This window comes from Helicobacter mehlei (assembly GCF_007280785.1).
Lineage (GTDB): Bacteria > Campylobacterota > Campylobacteria > Campylobacterales > Helicobacteraceae > Helicobacter > Helicobacter mehlei.
In genome coordinates, this window is record NZ_VKGC01000010.1 from 1 (window position 1) to 15810 (window position 15810).

Annotated in this window: 17 protein-coding genes and 1 tRNA gene; 13 read left to right on the forward strand and 5 right to left on the reverse strand. The window is 46.6% G+C overall.

Going from position 1 to position 15810, the window contains the following annotated elements:
- Positions 1-281: 281 nt before the first annotated feature.
- Both FNE76_RS08695 and FNE76_RS08700 read left to right on the forward strand, forming a co-directional pair.
- Positions 282-455 (forward strand): HpaA family protein, encoded by a 174-nt coding sequence (locus tag FNE76_RS08695; protein WP_268877226.1) that lies wholly within the window; start codon positions 282-284, stop codon positions 453-455.
- Between the two features lie 46 nt (positions 456-501).
- Entirely contained in the window at positions 502-783 is a 282-nt protein-coding gene (locus tag FNE76_RS08700; protein WP_268877227.1) for an HpaA family protein, read from the forward strand.
- A gap of 15 nt (positions 784-798) precedes the next feature.
- On the opposite strand, the gene FNE76_RS04835 is transcribed toward FNE76_RS08700, so the two are convergent.
- Complete coding sequence (locus FNE76_RS04835) at positions 799-1389, reverse strand: phosphatase PAP2 family protein (protein WP_013890114.1); 591 nt, start codon at positions 1387-1389, stop codon at positions 799-801.
- Positions 1390-1439: 50 nt separating this feature from the next.
- On the opposite strand from FNE76_RS04835, the gene FNE76_RS04840 reads away from it, so the two are divergent.
- From FNE76_RS04840 to pdxA, 3 genes are read left to right on the forward strand one after another with little or no spacing between them, the layout of a single operon-like run.
- Positions 1440-2399, forward strand: coding sequence for a glycosyltransferase family 4 protein (locus FNE76_RS04840; protein WP_185962999.1), 960 nt, complete (start codon positions 1440-1442; stop codon positions 2397-2399).
- Positions 2390-3169: a pyridoxine 5'-phosphate synthase gene (locus FNE76_RS04845; RefSeq protein ID WP_120947436.1), complete on the forward strand. Its 780-nt coding sequence runs from the start codon at positions 2390-2392 to the stop codon at positions 3167-3169. The genes FNE76_RS04840 and FNE76_RS04845 overlap by 10 nt, the downstream gene beginning before the upstream one ends.
- On the forward strand, positions 3166-4110 hold the full coding sequence (gene pdxA, locus FNE76_RS04850) for a 4-hydroxythreonine-4-phosphate dehydrogenase (protein WP_120947437.1): 945 nt from the start codon (positions 3166-3168) through the stop codon (positions 4108-4110). The genes FNE76_RS04845 and pdxA overlap by 4 nt, the downstream gene beginning before the upstream one ends.
- On the opposite strand, the gene FNE76_RS04855 is transcribed toward pdxA, so the two are convergent.
- The 4 genes from FNE76_RS04855 to rpsT all read right to left on the reverse strand — a co-directional run bounded on the left by FNE76_RS04855 (position 4087) and on the right by rpsT (position 7761).
- Positions 4087-5184 (reverse strand): hypothetical protein, encoded by a 1098-nt coding sequence (locus FNE76_RS04855; RefSeq protein ID WP_235852165.1) that lies wholly within the window; start codon positions 5182-5184, stop codon positions 4087-4089. The two genes, pdxA and FNE76_RS04855, sit on opposite strands and share 24 nt — an antisense overlap.
- Positions 5184-6311, reverse strand: coding sequence for a hypothetical protein (locus FNE76_RS04860; RefSeq protein ID WP_143928405.1), 1128 nt, complete (start codon positions 6309-6311; stop codon positions 5184-5186). The genes FNE76_RS04855 and FNE76_RS04860 overlap by 1 nt, the downstream gene beginning before the upstream one ends.
- 115 nt (positions 6312-6426) lie before the next feature.
- A complete protein-coding gene (gene prfA, locus FNE76_RS04865; protein WP_120947439.1) occupies positions 6427-7485 on the reverse strand; it encodes a peptide chain release factor 1 in 1059 nt (352 codons plus the stop codon).
- A gap of 3 nt (positions 7486-7488) precedes the next feature.
- Positions 7489-7761: a 30S ribosomal protein S20 gene (gene rpsT, locus FNE76_RS04870; RefSeq protein WP_120947440.1), complete on the reverse strand. Its 273-nt coding sequence runs from the start codon at positions 7759-7761 to the stop codon at positions 7489-7491.
- An 80-nt stretch (positions 7762-7841) separates the two neighbouring features.
- Between rpsT and glmM the strand changes: the two genes are divergently transcribed.
- The 8 genes from glmM to FNE76_RS04910 all read left to right on the forward strand — a co-directional run bounded on the left by glmM (position 7842) and on the right by FNE76_RS04910 (position 15750).
- The gene (glmM, locus tag FNE76_RS04875; RefSeq protein WP_120947441.1) at positions 7842-9176 is read left to right on the forward strand and encodes a phosphoglucosamine mutase; all 1335 of its coding nucleotides are present in this window, start codon (positions 7842-7844) and stop codon (positions 9174-9176) included.
- 3 nt (positions 9177-9179) lie between these two features.
- Positions 9180-9653, forward strand: coding sequence for a signal peptidase II (gene lspA / locus FNE76_RS04880; protein WP_120947442.1), 474 nt, complete (start codon positions 9180-9182; stop codon positions 9651-9653).
- A gap of 8 nt (positions 9654-9661) precedes the next feature.
- A tRNA-Val gene (locus FNE76_RS04885) sits at positions 9662-9736 on the forward strand.
- A gap of 198 nt (positions 9737-9934) precedes the next feature.
- The gene (locus FNE76_RS04890) at positions 9935-10726 is read left to right on the forward strand and encodes a tetratricopeptide repeat protein (protein ID WP_185963000.1); all 792 of its coding nucleotides are present in this window, start codon (positions 9935-9937) and stop codon (positions 10724-10726) included.
- Between the two features lie 91 nt (positions 10727-10817).
- The gene (locus tag FNE76_RS04895; protein WP_120947444.1) at positions 10818-12182 is read left to right on the forward strand and encodes a TrkH family potassium uptake protein; all 1365 of its coding nucleotides are present in this window, start codon (positions 10818-10820) and stop codon (positions 12180-12182) included.
- Complete coding sequence (locus FNE76_RS04900; protein WP_006016099.1) at positions 12179-12850, forward strand: potassium channel family protein; 672 nt, start codon at positions 12179-12181, stop codon at positions 12848-12850. Before FNE76_RS04895 ends, FNE76_RS04900 begins: the two co-directional genes overlap by 4 nt.
- Before the next feature lie 69 nt (positions 12851-12919).
- Positions 12920-14416 carry a DNA repair protein RecN gene (locus FNE76_RS04905; RefSeq protein ID WP_120947445.1) on the forward strand — a complete coding sequence of 499 codons (1497 nt, stop codon included), beginning with the start codon at positions 12920-12922 and terminating at the stop codon, positions 14414-14416.
- Positions 14416-15750 (forward strand): NFACT family protein, encoded by a 1335-nt coding sequence (locus tag FNE76_RS04910; RefSeq protein ID WP_235852166.1) that lies wholly within the window; start codon positions 14416-14418, stop codon positions 15748-15750. The genes FNE76_RS04905 and FNE76_RS04910 overlap by 1 nt, the downstream gene beginning before the upstream one ends.
- Positions 15751-15810 lie beyond the last annotated feature (60 nt).

Here is a 15810-nt window from a genome sequence, read left to right on the forward strand (position 1 = left end):
CCCCCCCCCCCCCCCCCCCCCCCCCCCCCCCCCCCCGCCCCTCTCGCCCCCCCCCCCCCCCCCCCGCCCTCGCGCCCCCCCCCCCCCCCCCCGGCGCGCCCCCCCCCCCCCCCCCCCCCCCCCCCCCCCGCCCCCGGGGGGGGGGGGGGGGGGGGGGCGGCTCCACCTTTGGCTTTTTGTTATCTCTTTGTTTTCTTGGGGTTAATAACGGATAAAAAGAGTTTTGAACAAAAGTTTTTGTTGCCCGGTTAATATCGATCAAGATTCGCCTATACTGTGCTGTGGGGATTTTAGCCCTGCATGTGCAAGTGAGTGGCAACCTTAGCCCCTACATCGATCGGTTTCAAGATGCGCTAGTCGAACAGATTCAAGTGATTTTCCAGAAAAGAGGTTATCAGGTCGTGTATTTCACAAATGGGCAAGTGCTCACGCCCGCACAAAAACACCAAATGTAGTCTATTTTAGATATAGGGGGTTGGGTCGGGTTTAGAGGATGTCAAAATGGATACGGACAATCCTATTATCCATAACTTTGGCATTGAGGTGGGGACAGAACAAGCCATCACCCACACCTACACCTACCAAGCTACAGACTCAGGAGGTTTTGCGGGCGCAAATACCATTGGCCACACCGAGCTAGAGAAGAACAATGGCAATGCAATCCGCAAGATTCTCAACAGAATGTATGTGATCGTGATGAAAAGAATGCTGAAAGAACTCACCAGCGAGAACATCGATCGCTACCGCGAGGTGATCGAAAAGATCAAGACCAAAGGTAAATAAGCCATCAAGGAGGGTTTAAAAGCGGTAATGGAACGCCATGCCATAGCGGGCGTTCCCTTTTTCATTAATGCTAATCTCGGGGTAAAGCTCCCAATTACGGCGGTATTTGGAAGTGAAGAGATAGGCAAAGCCCCAGCCAATCAAACTCCCCACAACCACTTGTAAAATCGTGTGTTTGCGCGCCACCACACGGCTTGCATCGGTGAGCATGGCTAAAGCGATCACGGGCAGAGCCGGTTTCCATCCATAGCGGTAAAAAACAAACCCGGCTGCACTCCATGCCCCCCCAGCATGCCCGCTGGGCATCCCCCGCCAGCTATCACAGCAAGGGCGTTTCGCAAAGGGCACCTTAGCCCCTCTGTCATGCGCGCTTTGGAATGCCCCCTTGATGCCATAAATCACGCCTTGGGTTACAAAACTCCCAACTGCCAATTCCCCTAGTCCTCTATAATCACGCATACCCAAGCTGACCACGCCCACAAAAATAGGCATCAAGCGCAAAACATCACCAATGTCCTCTAAAATCTTGGCTTCTTGGCTCTCGGCCTGCCCCAAGCGCACACAGAGCAACAGCGCACAGCCTGTATGAACAACTTTTTTCAACATGCCTAGATTATAACATTTTGTAAGGTATAATGTTTGAAAAAGTTTAGACTGTGCTGTATTTCGCGCTAAGTTTTTTAAGTAGCTTGGGGGTGGTGATTTTCTCTAAGCGATCGCTCTTGTTTGTGGATAATGCCAACAAACCCCAAGGCTTCCACACCAAAAGAACTCCACGGGCCGGAGGATTGGGGATTTTTTTGGTTTTTTTGGTGGGTGGGGGTGCGCACTGGGGGCTACTTTTAGGAGGCGTGGTGGTCTTTTTAAGCGGATTTTTAGAAGATCTCAACCGCCCCCTAAGCCCACAAAAACGCTTATTCTTGCAAAGTTTAGGGGCATTGTTCGCCATTAGCCTAACCCCGCTCATTTTAAAAGATTTTGCCCCCTTTTTTAGCCTGCCTGTGATCTTGGCTTTGCCTTTTAGTGTGTTCATGCTCGTGGGTGTAGCCAATGCGATCAATATCATTGATGGGTTTAACGGGCTTGCTGGGGGCTTGAGTTTGGCAATCTTGGGCATTCTTTATTGGATCGAGCCCAATACCTGGGTGCTAGCTTTGCTCTTAGGTGTTTTGGGCTTTTTAGTCTTAAACTTCCCCAAAGGCTATATTTTCCTAGGCGATGGGGGGGCGTATCTCTTGGGACTAGTGTGCGGGGCGCATTTGATGGATTTAGCCTTAAGGGGCGTGGTGAGCGTGTGGTTTGGGCTGGCTTTAATGGTGTATCCGGTAACTGAAGTGTTATTTTCCATCGCGCGGCGCAAGTTGCAAAAACAAAAAGCGACCCTGCCTGATGCCCTGCACCTACACACTTTGTTGTTTAAGGCACTGACTAGCAAATACCCCAATCCCAATGCCTTCACCGGATTTTCGATTGTGGTTTTAAATCTGCCCTTTATGCTGGCTAGCTATTTTTGGCGTAACCATCCCCATTGGCTTTTAGTGGTGATCGCGCTTTTTGTAGGGGTGTATCTTAGCTTTTATCAATATCTCAATCGCAAGGAGTGCCCATGCGCTTAGGTCTGAATATCGATCATATTGCCACGCTCAGGGAGGCGCGTAAAATCCACGAGCCCAACCCTCTAGAGGCGATCTTTATTGCCAAAAATGCGGGGGTGGATTTGATCACTTTGCATTTAAGAGAAGATCGCCGCCATATCCACGAAGACGATGTAGCCAGCATTATCCAGCATGCCCCCATGCCTATCAATGTAGAATGCGCGATCGACCCTGAAATCACTAAAATTTTATGCCACCTGCGCCCCTTCAAAGTAACTCTAGTGCCTGAAAAACGCGCCGAGATCACCACAGAGGGCGGGCTTAACTTAGAGCACCCCCAATTAAGCCAGACCATCAAGACTTACCAAGATTGCGGGATCGAGGTGGCACTCTTCATCGATCCGCAAGGAGAGAATTTGGCGCGGGCTTTGGATTTGGGCACTAGAGTCGTGGAGTTGCACACGGGCAAATTCAGCAATCTTTACAATAGCCTTTATTCCCACTTCAAGCACCATAAGAACTGCTTAAAAGATTTACCATCAGATAATCCCACCTTGAAAAGCATGCTGGATACCAGTTTGCAAGAGCTCAGAGAAGCCACCTCACAAGGAGTGCAGATGGGCTTAGAAATGTGCGCTGGGCATGGCTTGAATTATTTTAGCGTGGGGTTAGTGGCGTGCATTGAGGGCTTAGAAGAACTCAATATTGGGCATGCTATCATCGCACGGGCGGTGATTGTGGGGCTAGAGCGCGCCATTTATGACATGCAAGAGGCGATGCAACACAGATGAAGCCCAAAATCGCCATTAGTATTGGGGATATTCAGGGCATTGGCTTAGAAATCGCGCTCAAAGCCCATGTGCGCATCAGCCAAATTTGCACCCCGCTTTATTGCGTGCATTTGGAGGTTTTAAAGCAGGCTAACGCCCTGCTCAAACGCCGCTATACCCAAGCCCTAGAGCGCATGGAGTGCGTACCCATTAATGCTCCCAAACCCACAATCAAGCCCGCCCAAGTGTACCAAGAGAGTGGGTTTTATAGCTACCAAAGTTTCTTGCACGCCCTAGATTTGGTTGATAGTCAAGAGGCCATGGGAGTCTGCACCTTGCCCATCCACAAGCAAGCATGGCAATTAGCGGGTATTAACACCCCCGGACACACCGCCCTTTTAAAAAAGCGCTACCAAGAAGAGGCGATCATGATGCTGGGTTGCCCTAAGCTGTGGGTGGCACTCTTTAGCGATCACATCCCTTTAAGTGCGGTGAGTGGGTGTGTGCAATTAGAGCCTTTAAAAAAATTTTTAGGCACTTTGGGACGGGTGTTGGCAAAGGTGGAAAAAATCGTGGTGTTGGGGCTAGACCCGCATTGTGGCGATGGGGGTGCCATTGGTTGGCAAGATTCAATCGTGCAAGAGGCGATCAAGGACGTAAACGATCGGCTAGGGCGCGCGCTGTTTTTAGGACCCATGCCCGCTGATAGTGCCTTTGCCCCGCATATGCGTGCGCGCTACACGCATTTTGTTGCCCTTTATCACGATGTGGGGCTAGCCCCACTCAAAGCTCTTTATTTTGAAGAGAGCATCAATGTTTCGCTCAACCTCCCCATCAAGCGCGTCAGTGTCGATCATGGCTGTGGGTTTGATATTGCCTACCAAAACAAAGCCAGCCCACAGAGCTACTTGAATGCGATTAAGTGGTTGGTGTCCTTGTCAAGGGATTTTTTGGAGAGCTAGACATAGGATGTCTTTGGACTTAATTTTTTGCCATTTGCCCTGAGTGTTGTATAGACAAGGTGCATTATTGATGCTGACAAGGGGGAGATTTTGCAAGGAGTGTTGGAGGGCTTGGGCATCGTAGGTGTGTTTTTCAAAGATGTCCAAACACGCTTGTTGGAATTTTTGGCGTAAGTATTTGGGCTTCAAACAAAGGTGGGGGTGTTTTTGCAAAATCCCTATGTCTAGTTCTGGGCTAGAAAGAGGGTCATCAAAGGTGTAGTAATAACTCTCATCTAAAAACTCCAAGAGTCGCGTGGCATAGTGGGCGTAATAGAGTTTATAGAGATCAGTATAATCCTCTTGACTAACAACATTATCTTCCCCAAACTCTTTACCGGCATTAAATTTTACAAGGATATAGGCATCTGCATAGTCCCATCCAATACTAGGACCCAAGAGCGTGTTATAAAAATGGTGTTGTGTCAAGTCATAGGCCAATTCCGCCACTCTAAAATCCTTGAAAAAGGCTTGCACGGGCAACACGGGTTTAGGACTCACTTGTTCGTTTTTAAGAAAATATTGGATTAAATCCTTGAAATCGCTGGGCTTGAGGGGATTTTTGCTCAAAGTGGTGGCATAGATACTTAAGTCCAAGCCTGCTTGGTGTGCTTGAATAAGAGGGGTATAGATAAAATCTAGTACCTTGAGATAATCTTGTACCACTTGGCTAAGAGTAAGGACTCCTTGATGGTCTTCATTTTTTTCGTCTAAGATCAAACCATAGATCAACGCAAGGACATGCAAAATCTCAAATTTTTTAAGCCCTGTCACAAAACGCTCTTCTGCCTCATTTTTGGGTTTGAGTTTCTTAAAAAGGGAAATTTTGTGCATAAACTCTAAGCCTAGTTCTTCTAAGGTAGGGATACTATCTTGCACAACCTCGCTGCGGATCAGATCGTATCCGGGCATGGCATCTTGATTACCTTTTTGCATCAGATTTTTTATTTTTGTGGCAACTAGCATGAGGGGAGTCTCCCCCATCGCCCCTACACCACAAACCGCCAAAACTAGGCAGAACAACAAACGAAACATCAAAATTCCTTTGTGAGGTGTTTTTGCAAGGCTTTGCAAATTGCATTTTTAGAGTGTAACTTGACGATTTCATCATGGCGATCTAAATAGATACAAGGCGTGTCTTCCATGGCAAATAGGCGTAAGATTTTTAGTTGGTCTTGGAGGGCTTTAGTGTCTTTGTGTTGGTGCAGGACTTGTTGGCATGCGTGTATCAGAGAGGGGGTTAGATACTGGGGGTTTAGGCAGATCGTGGGGCGTTCTCGCAAAAGATCGGGGCTCACATCTTGCAAATCCACATAAACATCGATGTCTTTGACCAAATTCAAAATACGGGCAAGGTAGAGGGCTGAGAAGATTTTAAATTTGGCAAGGGGAGGCTGTGCTAGCAAACTTGCAAAGGACTCATAATGGTGCAAATGCGACACATCTTGTTGGAGAATAGAGGCGATTGCCACTTGTGCCCAAGCACTCTTTAATGTTAGCAACTGCTGGTAAGCGTTGTCAGCATCACGCACATCGCGCACCAAATTTGCAACCATGCCATTTGGGTTGAAACGCACATAGTAATCTAGGCTACTGCCATAGTTTCTTAAAACATGTCCGGGGCAATTTTGGCAAGTTCTCTCATAGGTAGCCATATTTATCCGTAATGCCTCGAGATAGGCTAAAGGGTCTAGCCCTTGTTTGTGGGCGTTAAAAAGGGGGGCATAGAAAAAATTTAGGCTGTCTAAAAAATTTTGGGCAATTTGGGTGGGTTGGGCATCAGAATTGTCCAACAAGGCCAAGAGGTGGAGGGCTTCAAATTCTTTAAGATTTTCTAATAAATGCGCTTGTGGCTCATTTTGGGGACTAAAATCTTGAAACAAAGGCACTTGTTCTAGGAGTGTGCGCGCTCCACTTAGATGTGTTTGGACATCCCCATCAAATTGGAGGGCAACTAGGTAGGTCGTGTAGGAGTATTCTGTGCGTTTGAAAATAGGGTCTTTTAAAATCTGTTGGCTTTTTGTATCCATTTGGGCTTTGAGTGTAGTCAGCCTTTGGACAAAATCAGAATCAACAGACACACTTTGCTGGGCATCCAAAAAACCACCCAACCAAATAAAACCTACCAAAACCCATTTTTTAAACATTCCATTAAGACCCATCAAATCGATCCTGTTGATGGCTTACGATCAACCCCACCTAAGCAAAACACCAACGCACTAAAAATACTCCTCTAGATTTTTAACAAGTTCGGCAAGCCTAGAGAACGATTCTGGTCTAATTTTCCACCAACACGCTTTGGGCATGGGCGATCAGGGGTTCGATAACCGGGTCTAAATTGCCTGAGAGCATGATCTCCTCCAAGCTATAAAGGGTTAGATTAATGCGGTGATCGCTCAGGCGGTTTTGGGGGTAGTTGTAGGTGCGAATCCGCTCACTGCGATCCCCACTACCCACCTGCATTTTGCGCTCAGCTGCACTCTCTTGTTGTTGTTGTTCGATCTGTTGTTCATACAGACGGGCTTTTAAAATCTTTAATGCCTTATCCTTGTTTTTGTGCTGGGATTTTTCATCCTGCATGGACACGCTGATCCCGGTGGGGACATGCGTGATGCGCACAGCAGAGTCGGTGGTATTCACACACTGCCCCCCATGCCCGCCCGCTCTAAAAACCTCAATGCGCAAATCATTAGGGTTAATGTTGATTTCCACATCATCGGCTTCAGGCATGATCGCCACAGTGATGGCCGAGGTGTGGATACGCCCTTGCGACTCGGTCTCTGGCACGCGTTGCACGCGGTGTGTGCCCGCTTCAAATTTGAGGCGCGAATACACCCCCTGCCCCTTGATCAGAGCGATCATTTCTTTATATCCCCCTACGCTATTCTCACTCGAGCTAACAATCTCTACTTTCCAGCGTTTTAAATCCGCATAACGGCAGTAAGCTCTAAAGAGATCGCCCACAAAGATACCCGCCTCATCGCCCCCTGTGCCCGCGCGCAATTCTAAGTAAATATTCTTGTTGTCATTAGGGTCTTTGGGGATGAGCAAAACTTTAATGCGCGCCTCAAGACCGGCTTTTTGCTCCTCTAAGTCTTTAAGTTCCTCTTTAGCCAGCTCGCCTAGCTCCCTATCCTCAAGCAAGGTTTTATTTTCTTGGATATTCTCCAATATGCCTAGATATTCCTTAGCACAACTAGCTAGCTCCTCTAAACTGGCTTGTTCTTTACTCAGCTCGGTGAGCTGGCGCACATCATTTAAAACTTCCGGTTGGGTTAAGCTAGTCGCAAGCGCATCGTAGCGCGCCACGACTTCCTTTAATTTTTGGGGGAGCACGGATTAACTGGCTAAAGCGATCTTTTTCACGCTCGCATTGAGTCTAGAAACCTTTCTAGATGCGGTGTTTTTCTTCAAAATGCCTTTGCTCACGAATTTATGCAATTCCTTATTGGCCACTTTCAGGGACTCTTGGGCTTTGGGGACATCATTTTGTGCCACCGCCTCACGCACCGCTTTGATGATATTTTTAATGCGGGTTCTGTAAAAGCGGTTGCGCTCGGTGCGCTTGATGGTTTGGCGAATCCTTTTCTCAGCGGATTTATGGTTGGCCACTACTTAATCCTTTTATCAAAAATAATGTGGCAAAATTCTAGCCAAAAGCGCATTAAAGACAAATTAAATAGGGTGCTGGCATGATTTTTGGGACTGACGGGGTGCGGGGGAAGGCGGGAGTGGAGATCACGCCCATGTTTGTGATGCAATTAGGCATTGCGGCTGGGTTGTATTTTAGCAAGAATGCCCTTAGTCATAAAATCCTAGTGGGCAAAGACACGCGCAAGAGCGGGTACATGATTGAAAATGCCCTAGTGAGTGCGCTCACTAGCGTAGGTTATGATGTGATCCAAATTGGACCCATGCCCACGCCTGCCATCGCATTTTTGAGCGAGAATATGCGCTGTGATGCGGGTGTGATGATCAGTGCGAGTCATAACCCCTTTGAGGATAACGGCATTAAGTTTTTCGATCGCTTTGGCTACAAGCTCCAAAGAGAGAGTGAGCTAGAGATTGAAAAGATTTTTGCTAATGAAAACTTGGTTCGCAATAGTTGCCAAGTGGGGGTGGGCATTGGGAGTTCTAAGCGCATTGATGATGTGATCGGGCGTTACATCGTGCATTTGAAAAACTCCTTCCCCAAGCATTTGAGCTTGCAGGGTATGCGCGTGGTGATTGACACCGCCAATGGAGCCGGCTACAAGGTCGCCCCCATTGTCTTTAGCGAGCTGGGAGCCGATGTGATTGTGATTAATAACAAACCCAATGGGAGTAATATCAACGCCCAATGTGGCGCGCTCTTCCCCTTAGAACTGAGTCAAGAGGTCAAACGCTACCGCGCAGATTTGGGCGTCGCTTTAGATGGGGATGCCGATCGGCTGGTGGTGGTGGATAATTTGGGGCAGGTGGTGCATGGCGATAAGCTCATCGGCGTGTTAGCCAGCTACCAGCACCAAAACCAGCAACTAGCCCAAGCCAAGGTCGTGGTAACCAGCATGAGCAATTTAGCCCTGCAAGAATATTTGGACACGCAAGGGATTAGCATGGTGATCTGTGATGTGGGGGATAAATTTGTCAGCGCAGCAATGATCGAGCACAAAGCCAATTTTGGAGCTGAGCAGAGTGGGCATATCATCTTGGGGGATTATTCTAAAAGCGGGGATGGAATCATGAGTGCTTTGCAGGTGAGTGCGCTCTTGGTGCAGGCCAATAAACCCAGTTGCGAGGTGCTCAACCCCTTCAAGCTCTGCCCCCAAGTGCTTGAAAACCTACCCATCAAGCACAAAAAGCCCCTAGAGAAAATCCCGGGCTTTAAAGAAATGATCAAAAACCTAGAACAACACCATATCCGCCATCTGATCCGCTACTCAGGCACCGAAAATCTCTTGCGTATTTTGCTAGAGGGTAAAGATAGCACATTGTTAAAAAGCAAGACTCAAGAACTCAAAACCTTTTTTCATGAAAAACTAGGTTAAGCCTTGAGACGCGCACTGGTTTATTTTGTCTTAGCTGGGGTAGTGGCTCTCATTGGCGATCAAGCCCTAAAACAAGTGATTTTAGAAGGGTTTAGATACCATGGTCCTGTGATCTCCATTGTCTTGGCCTACAATAAGGGCGTGGCTTTTTCGATGTTGGATTTTTTAGGCCCTTGGCTCAAATATTTACAGGTGCTTTTGATTGTGGGGATGCTCTTCTTATTGGTGCGGCAAAAAGATTTTTTTATCCCCAATGCCCTCCCATTTGGGCTGGTGCTAGGAGCGGGTAGCTCTAACATTTTAGATCGCTTCGTGCATGGGGGGGTGGTGGATTATGTCTATTGGCATTATCAATTTGATTTTGCGATCTTTAATTTAGCCGATGTGTTGATCGATGTGGGTGTGGGTCTTTTGGTGATCCAGATGTTAAGACAAGGGGCTTTTAAGGCAAAAAACAAACAAGATCGGGTAAAATAGTGGCTTATGGTCGCGTAGCTCAGTGGTAGAGCACTACCTTGACATGGTAGGGGTCGCTGGTTCAAGTCCAGTCGGGACCACCATTTCACTACGGACACATGTTTAACCCCTAGATTGCAACAAAATGCCTCAAGAATTGCCCCATATGATTAAAGAATGCGCTTGTAAATGAGATCATAGAGCAAGAAAAATCCGTGATTGGGGTATTTTATCTTTAAGACAATCTCACATATAAAAAAGGTAGAATGGGGGGTTTAAGCCCTTTTGTGATTGGAGGTTGTGTGGTGATCTGGAGAGTAGTGGTGTTGGTGGGGTTGTTCTTAAGTGGGGGTATGCTTGCTAAGGAGCAGGATTTTTTGGTTGCCCAGCAAGCTTATGTGTGCCACCAGTATGACAAAGCTTTGCAACACTACCAAAAAGCCCTCAAAGCAGGCGATAAACGCGTTTATATGGCTTTGGGGAATTTTTATTCTGATACAGACAATTATGACTATAATGATGATGAAAAAGCCATTGGGTATTATAACACGGCGGGCGGTTTGGGGAGTGTGGATGCCTATTTGAGCATCGCAAACATTTATGTTATGGGGAATGATGCTTTTAATAACAATATTGTCACCAATGTCCGTAAAGACAACCTTGAGGCTCTCGTATATTACCAAAAGGCAGCACAGATGGGATCAGCTGAGGGGTATGTGGGTTTGGGTGATGTTTATTTAGATGGGGGTTATGGGGTGCTTGAGGACGATCAAAAATCCTTAGAATATTACCAAAAGGCAGCACAGATGGGATCAGCTGAGGGGTATTATAAATTGGGAAGAACCTATGAATATGGGAGCTATGCGGTCAAACAAAACATCCCAAAAGCCCTAGAGTATTATAACAAAGCGGGGGAATTAGGGTATGCTCAAGCCTATGATAGGTTGGGCTTTATCTACAAAATGGGGGATGCTGGGAGTGCTGGTGATCCTAGAGATGTGGGGGTTGATGAGGACAAATCGGCAGAATACTACCGCAAGGCAGAAGCACTCAACAAACAACAAGAGGATAAATCCCCTGCTAAGTGCCCTTAAACACAAATCTACACGATTTTATGCTAGACTTTTTGGATTTTGCTTTTTATCGTGGGTTTGTTGGTTTTGACTCCATTCAAAGGCTTTTGCCATGTTAGCTAGTGAGGGCTCTTTAAATAAAGCTTCCTCTGTCAATAAAACTTTTGGCACCATTGTGATTAGTTATGTGCTCTTGGCTCTCTTAGGGGCGTTGTTACTGAGCCTATCGCCTATGCGGCTCAAACCCATTCCCTTTATTGACTTGTTTTTTACCTCTGTTTCAGCAGTCTGTTTGACCGGGCTTATCACATTCAATCCGGCAACCGATCTGAGTATCTATGGGCAGGCGGTGATAATGGGCTTGATCCAAGCTGGGGGGTTTGGTTACATGGGGTTAGCGGGCTTTTTGTTCTTGATTTTGGGTAAGCGCATGGATTTTAAAGGGCGTATGTTGCTCAAAGAGTCCCTAGATTACCCCAACATGCAAGGCATTATCAGATACCTTAAAAAAATCCTCCTTTTCACGCTCTGCATTGAGGGGCTAGGTGCACTCATCTTAACTTTGTATTTTCTCTCCAATATGCCTTTCAAACAAGCCCTGTGGGCGGGGATCTTCCATGCCATCTCGGCTTTCAACAATGCCGGTTTTAGTGTCTTTGAGTCCAATTTGGTAAATTACCGCAATGATGTCGTGGTTAATCTGACAATTTGTTTGCTTATTATCCTAGGTGGGCTGGGGTTTTTGGTCTTGAGTGAATGTTATGATTACCGCAACAAATCGCGTTGGAGCGTGCATACGCGCATTGTTCTCATCGCTACGGCTATTTGCATTGTGTTAGGTATGGCGGTGCTCTTGCTCTTTGAGTGGGATAACCCCAAGAGTTTTGGCGAATCGAACTGGTTTGAGAAGATTTTAGGCGTGTTTTTTATCTCGGTCAATCTACGCACCGCCGGCTTTAACACCATTGACATGTCTGGCTTGCACGATCAAAGCTTGTTTTTCTCTTCCTTGCTCATGGTGGTAGGCGCAGCTCCGGGGGGCACGGCTGGGGGCATTAAGATCACTACCATGACTCTCTTGCTAGTATATGCTTATTGCACGCTTAAAGATAGAGAAATGGTGCTATTCCAAAGGACCATCCCCCAAGCCCTTGTCAAAAAATCCTTTCTAGTTTTTATCATCACCATGTTTTATATCATCATCTCGGTGATGATTTTGAGTGCCACTGATGACACCCAAAACAAGCATTTTTTACACTTGCTCTTTGAGATTTGCTCTGCCTTTGGAACGGTGGGAGCCAGCACAGGTGATGGAGGTAGTCTCTCATTTGCAGCCACTTTTACCAATTTTGGTAAGCTCTATTTGATTGTTTTGATGTTTATGGGGCGTGCGGGGGTTTTGATGTTTAGCATGGCACTTATTGGCAAGAGTAAAACACGTCATATCAAATATCCCGAAGAAGGAGTGCTTTTATGAAAACTTATGCGGTTTTAGGTCTGGGTAAATTTGGTTCGCATGTGGTGCATGGCTTGGTAGAAAATGGCGAACAAGTGATTGCGATGGATATTAATGAAGAGAGTATCAAGGTTTTTAAGGGCGTGTGCGACAATTTATTTATCATTGATAGCACCGACATTAACGCTTTAAAGGATGCGGGGATTGGGGAGGTGGATACCGCCATTGTGAGTATTGGGCAGAATGTGGAAGCCTCGATTTTAAGCGTGATGGCTCTCAAAGAAATTGGAGTCCCTGAGGTCATTGCCAAAGCCTCGACACTCATCCATGGCAGGATTTTATCCAAGATCGGCACGGATCGCGTGATCTATCCTGAACGCGATGCGGCTAAAAGACTGGTAAAAAGTTTATCTTTTAACCCCAATTTAGAAGTGCTAGATGTTACCAATAGCATGAAGATTATCCGTTTGAATGTTGGCAATGCGCATGCCGATCGGCAAGTGCAAGATTTTTTGCATTCTTTCCAAGCGGATTTAAAAATTGTGGCGCTCAAGCGTGAAAACAAGTGGATTTATAACATTGAGCCATCGCTCATCTTAAAACTTGAGGATACTTTGTTGCTGTTTGGGCATGCTAGGGAAGTGGAAATATTCTTGGCTAGCAAGGACGCTTTGAAGTTTAAAAAGTGATGGGGTGCTTGACTTATTGCCCTTTAAACTTGCCTGTGCTAGACTTGATCCTAAAAATCAGTGGTTAAAATGATAGAGAGTGTAGAGATTAAAAAGGGGTTGGTTTTTGCCCATGCCTGCTTGGAATTTAGCCCCCATTTGAATGTGATCAGCGGGGCGAGCGGGAGCGGTAAGAGCGTGTTAATTGATTGTGTGCTGGCTAGCTTAGGCTTGCAAGAAGTGCGCGCCCAAAGCATCACCACCCTTTACAAAGACAATAACCACACCCGCCACCTCCAAGCCTTTAAAGACAAAAAAACCAAGCGCACCTTGGATCACAAACCCACCACTAAAAAAGCCCTCCAAGATCGTTTTGCCCCCCTTGTGTTACACATCTCTAGCCACAAACACGCTCAAGAGCTCACCCCTAGCTTTTTGCTAGAACTCTTAGATGGCTATATAGACCCCCAACTCACCCACACTTTCCAAGAGACCCACCAAGCCTACACCCAAGCCCGCCAAGAGCTTGCCAAACAGCAACAAGAGGCAACGCATTTAGACATGCTCAAAGAAATGGCGCGTTTTGAGTTAGCCCAATTACAGAGCGTGGATTTACAAGAGGGGAGCTATACCCATCTTTTGGAACTCAAAAAAGCCTACAGCTCCAAAGAAAAAATGGCAAGCCAAATCAAGGCGGGCTTAGAAGCCCTAGAACATAGTTTTGAGATCACCAAAGCCCTCCAGTACACCCCAACCCCCAAAGAACCCCTAGAAGCCCTGCTAGAGGAAGCCAAACAAGCCCTAAGCGATCGCCTCTGCCAGCTAGAGGAACTTGAAGAGATGGATATTCAGGATTTGCTAGATAAAACCAACAAATTAGGCGCAATTTTGAAAAAATACGGGAGTGAGGCACAAGCTAGGGCGAGAAAAGAAACCTTGAGTGCAGATTATGAGCGTTATTGTGCCCATGCCCATAATTTGGAAAAGCTCCAGCAACAAGCCCAAGACCTAGAACAAGAGTGCTTGAAACTAGCTCTAGAGATCAAACAAGAACGCCTAAAATATCTGCCCTCTATGCAAGAAAATTTGGAAAGCTACACCCAACAACTCCTGCTTAAAAAACCCGCCTTGAGCTTGCAAGCCACCCCACTGGGCACAAAAGGTTTAGAGAGCTTGGAAATTACACTGGGCAACGCGCCTTTAGCCCATGTGAGTGCGGGCGAGTTTAACCGCTTGCGTTTGGCACTCTTGGCTTTAAAGGCAAGCTTGAAAAAACAAGTCTTGGATTGCCCAGCACAAACCATTATCGTTGATGAGCTGGATACCAATCTGAGCGGGCGGGAGAGTGCAAGCGTAGCGTTGATCTTAAAGGAACTCAGCGCGATTTATCAGATCATCGCCATCTCCCATGCCCCCCACTTGCCCGCTATTGCCGATCGGCATTTTTTAGTCCATCAAGAAGGCTCCTTAACTTCTGTCAAACCCCTCAATAAAGATGAGCAGACCCTAGAAATCGCACGCATGGTGGATGCCAATTTGGGCAAAGAAGCCCTAGCCTATGCAAAACGCATGTTAGAACCCAAATGATGCCCTATGCCCTGCTCTACCAGCTAGCCCACCTCTTAAAGCAACAAAGCAAGATTACAATCCGCCACCACCAAAACCTTTTGAGTCTGGACACTCCCCATTATTTGTTTAAAGCCTTGATGCAACAAGCCCAAAGTTATGTCTATGTGGATCAAACCCGGCTGAGCGTGTCCAAAACCCCTTTTAATTTGGCTTTGGAAAAATACGCCTCCAATGCCCAAATTTTAGATGCCTTTTTAGAAAATGAGGATCGCATTTTAAAAATCGCCCTAGAATGCCCCCATGCGTATAAAAAAATCCGTGCTTGTTTGCAATTAGAATTTACCGGCAAACACAGCAACGCCATTTTATTAGACGCGCAAAACAAGGTCATCGAAGCCTTGCGCTTTATCAAAGAAACACAGAGTTACCGCCCCGTGCTCAAAAACCAAGTGTTGCTCCCCTTGCAAAAACCCCATTTCAAACGCCCGCCCCTAGAGCCCCTAAGCACGCCTGATTTTTTGCAAGCCTTGCAAGATTTGCATGGTGCCTATAGTGCTAAACTCCTTAGTGCCAAAAAAAGCAACCTTGAAAGCCTGTGGCTTAAAAAAAAGCAAAACTTGCAAACGGTGTTGCAAGACTTGCCCAGTGCCCCGTATTTGGCTAGCCTAGCCCAACAAAAACACGCACACGCCTCTTTGATCCTCTCCAATTTGCACCGCCTAGATCCTAAGGTAATTTATAGCCCTGTGCTTAAATTAGAGAATGAGGATATTGAACTCCCCAAAAATGCCCGCTCGCTCAGTGATGCCACCAATAAGCTTTTCAAAGAATCCAAAAAATGCAAACAAAAATCCGCCCATGTTGCTCTGCAAAGAGATAATCTAACCTCCAAAATTGCCTTTTTAGATGCCAAATTGGTGCTTTTAGAACATGCCAGCTTAGAAGAACTGGCAATTTTAGCCCCCCCAAAAAATACAGCCAAGAAAAAAGCCCCCCCAGCGCGCTTTGAAAGTTTTGAGATTGAGGGGGTTAAGGTGCTCATCGGGCGCAATGAAAAGGAAAACCGTGAATTGTTGAAAATGGCGCGCTCTCAAGACATTTGGGCGCATATCCAAGACAAGCCCAGCGCACACATGCTAATCTTCACCCACCCTAATAAACCCTCTAGCTCCTTGCTTTTAAAGGCTTGCACACTCTTAGCCAAACTCTCTTACCCGCACACCAGTAGCCAGCAAAGTTTAAAAGTGCGGATTGATTACACGCCAAAAAAGCATGTCAAGTTTACCAGCAAGCCCAACAATAAGGCTTATGTTACCTACACGCATTTTTCTAGCTTGAGCGTGGGGATTTGAATTTTAGACACAAGAACTACGCAACCTTTAAATCTCCTTTTAATCGTGGAGTGGGTGCTA

Excerpts from the sequence above, each read along its gene's own strand:
- FNE76_RS08700 (WP_268877227.1), top strand. The coding sequence starts at position 502 with ATGGATACGGACAATCCTATTATCCATAACTTTGGCATTGAGGTGGGG.
- FNE76_RS04835 (WP_013890114.1), bottom strand. The coding sequence starts at position 1,389 with ATGTTGAAAAAAGTTGTTCATACAGGCTGTGCGCTGTTGCTCTGTGTG.
- FNE76_RS04845 (WP_120947436.1), top strand. The coding sequence starts at position 2,390 with ATGCGCTTAGGTCTGAATATCGATCATATTGCCACGCTCAGGGAGGCG.
- pdxA (WP_120947437.1), top strand. The coding sequence starts at position 3,166 with ATGAAGCCCAAAATCGCCATTAGTATTGGGGATATTCAGGGCATTGGC.
- FNE76_RS04855 (WP_235852165.1), bottom strand. The coding sequence starts at position 5,184 with ATGTTTCGTTTGTTGTTCTGCCTAGTTTTGGCGGTTTGTGGTGTAGGG.
- FNE76_RS04860 (WP_143928405.1), bottom strand. The coding sequence starts at position 6,311 with ATGGGTCTTAATGGAATGTTTAAAAAATGGGTTTTGGTAGGTTTTATT.
- glmM (WP_120947441.1), top strand. The coding sequence starts at position 7,842 with ATGATTTTTGGGACTGACGGGGTGCGGGGGAAGGCGGGAGTGGAGATC.
- FNE76_RS04895 (WP_120947444.1), top strand. The coding sequence starts at position 10,818 with ATGTTAGCTAGTGAGGGCTCTTTAAATAAAGCTTCCTCTGTCAATAAA.
- FNE76_RS04900 (WP_006016099.1), top strand. The coding sequence starts at position 12,179 with ATGAAAACTTATGCGGTTTTAGGTCTGGGTAAATTTGGTTCGCATGTG.
- FNE76_RS04905 (WP_120947445.1), top strand. The coding sequence starts at position 12,920 with ATGATAGAGAGTGTAGAGATTAAAAAGGGGTTGGTTTTTGCCCATGCC.
- FNE76_RS04910 (WP_235852166.1), top strand. The coding sequence starts at position 14,416 with ATGCCCTATGCCCTGCTCTACCAGCTAGCCCACCTCTTAAAGCAACAA.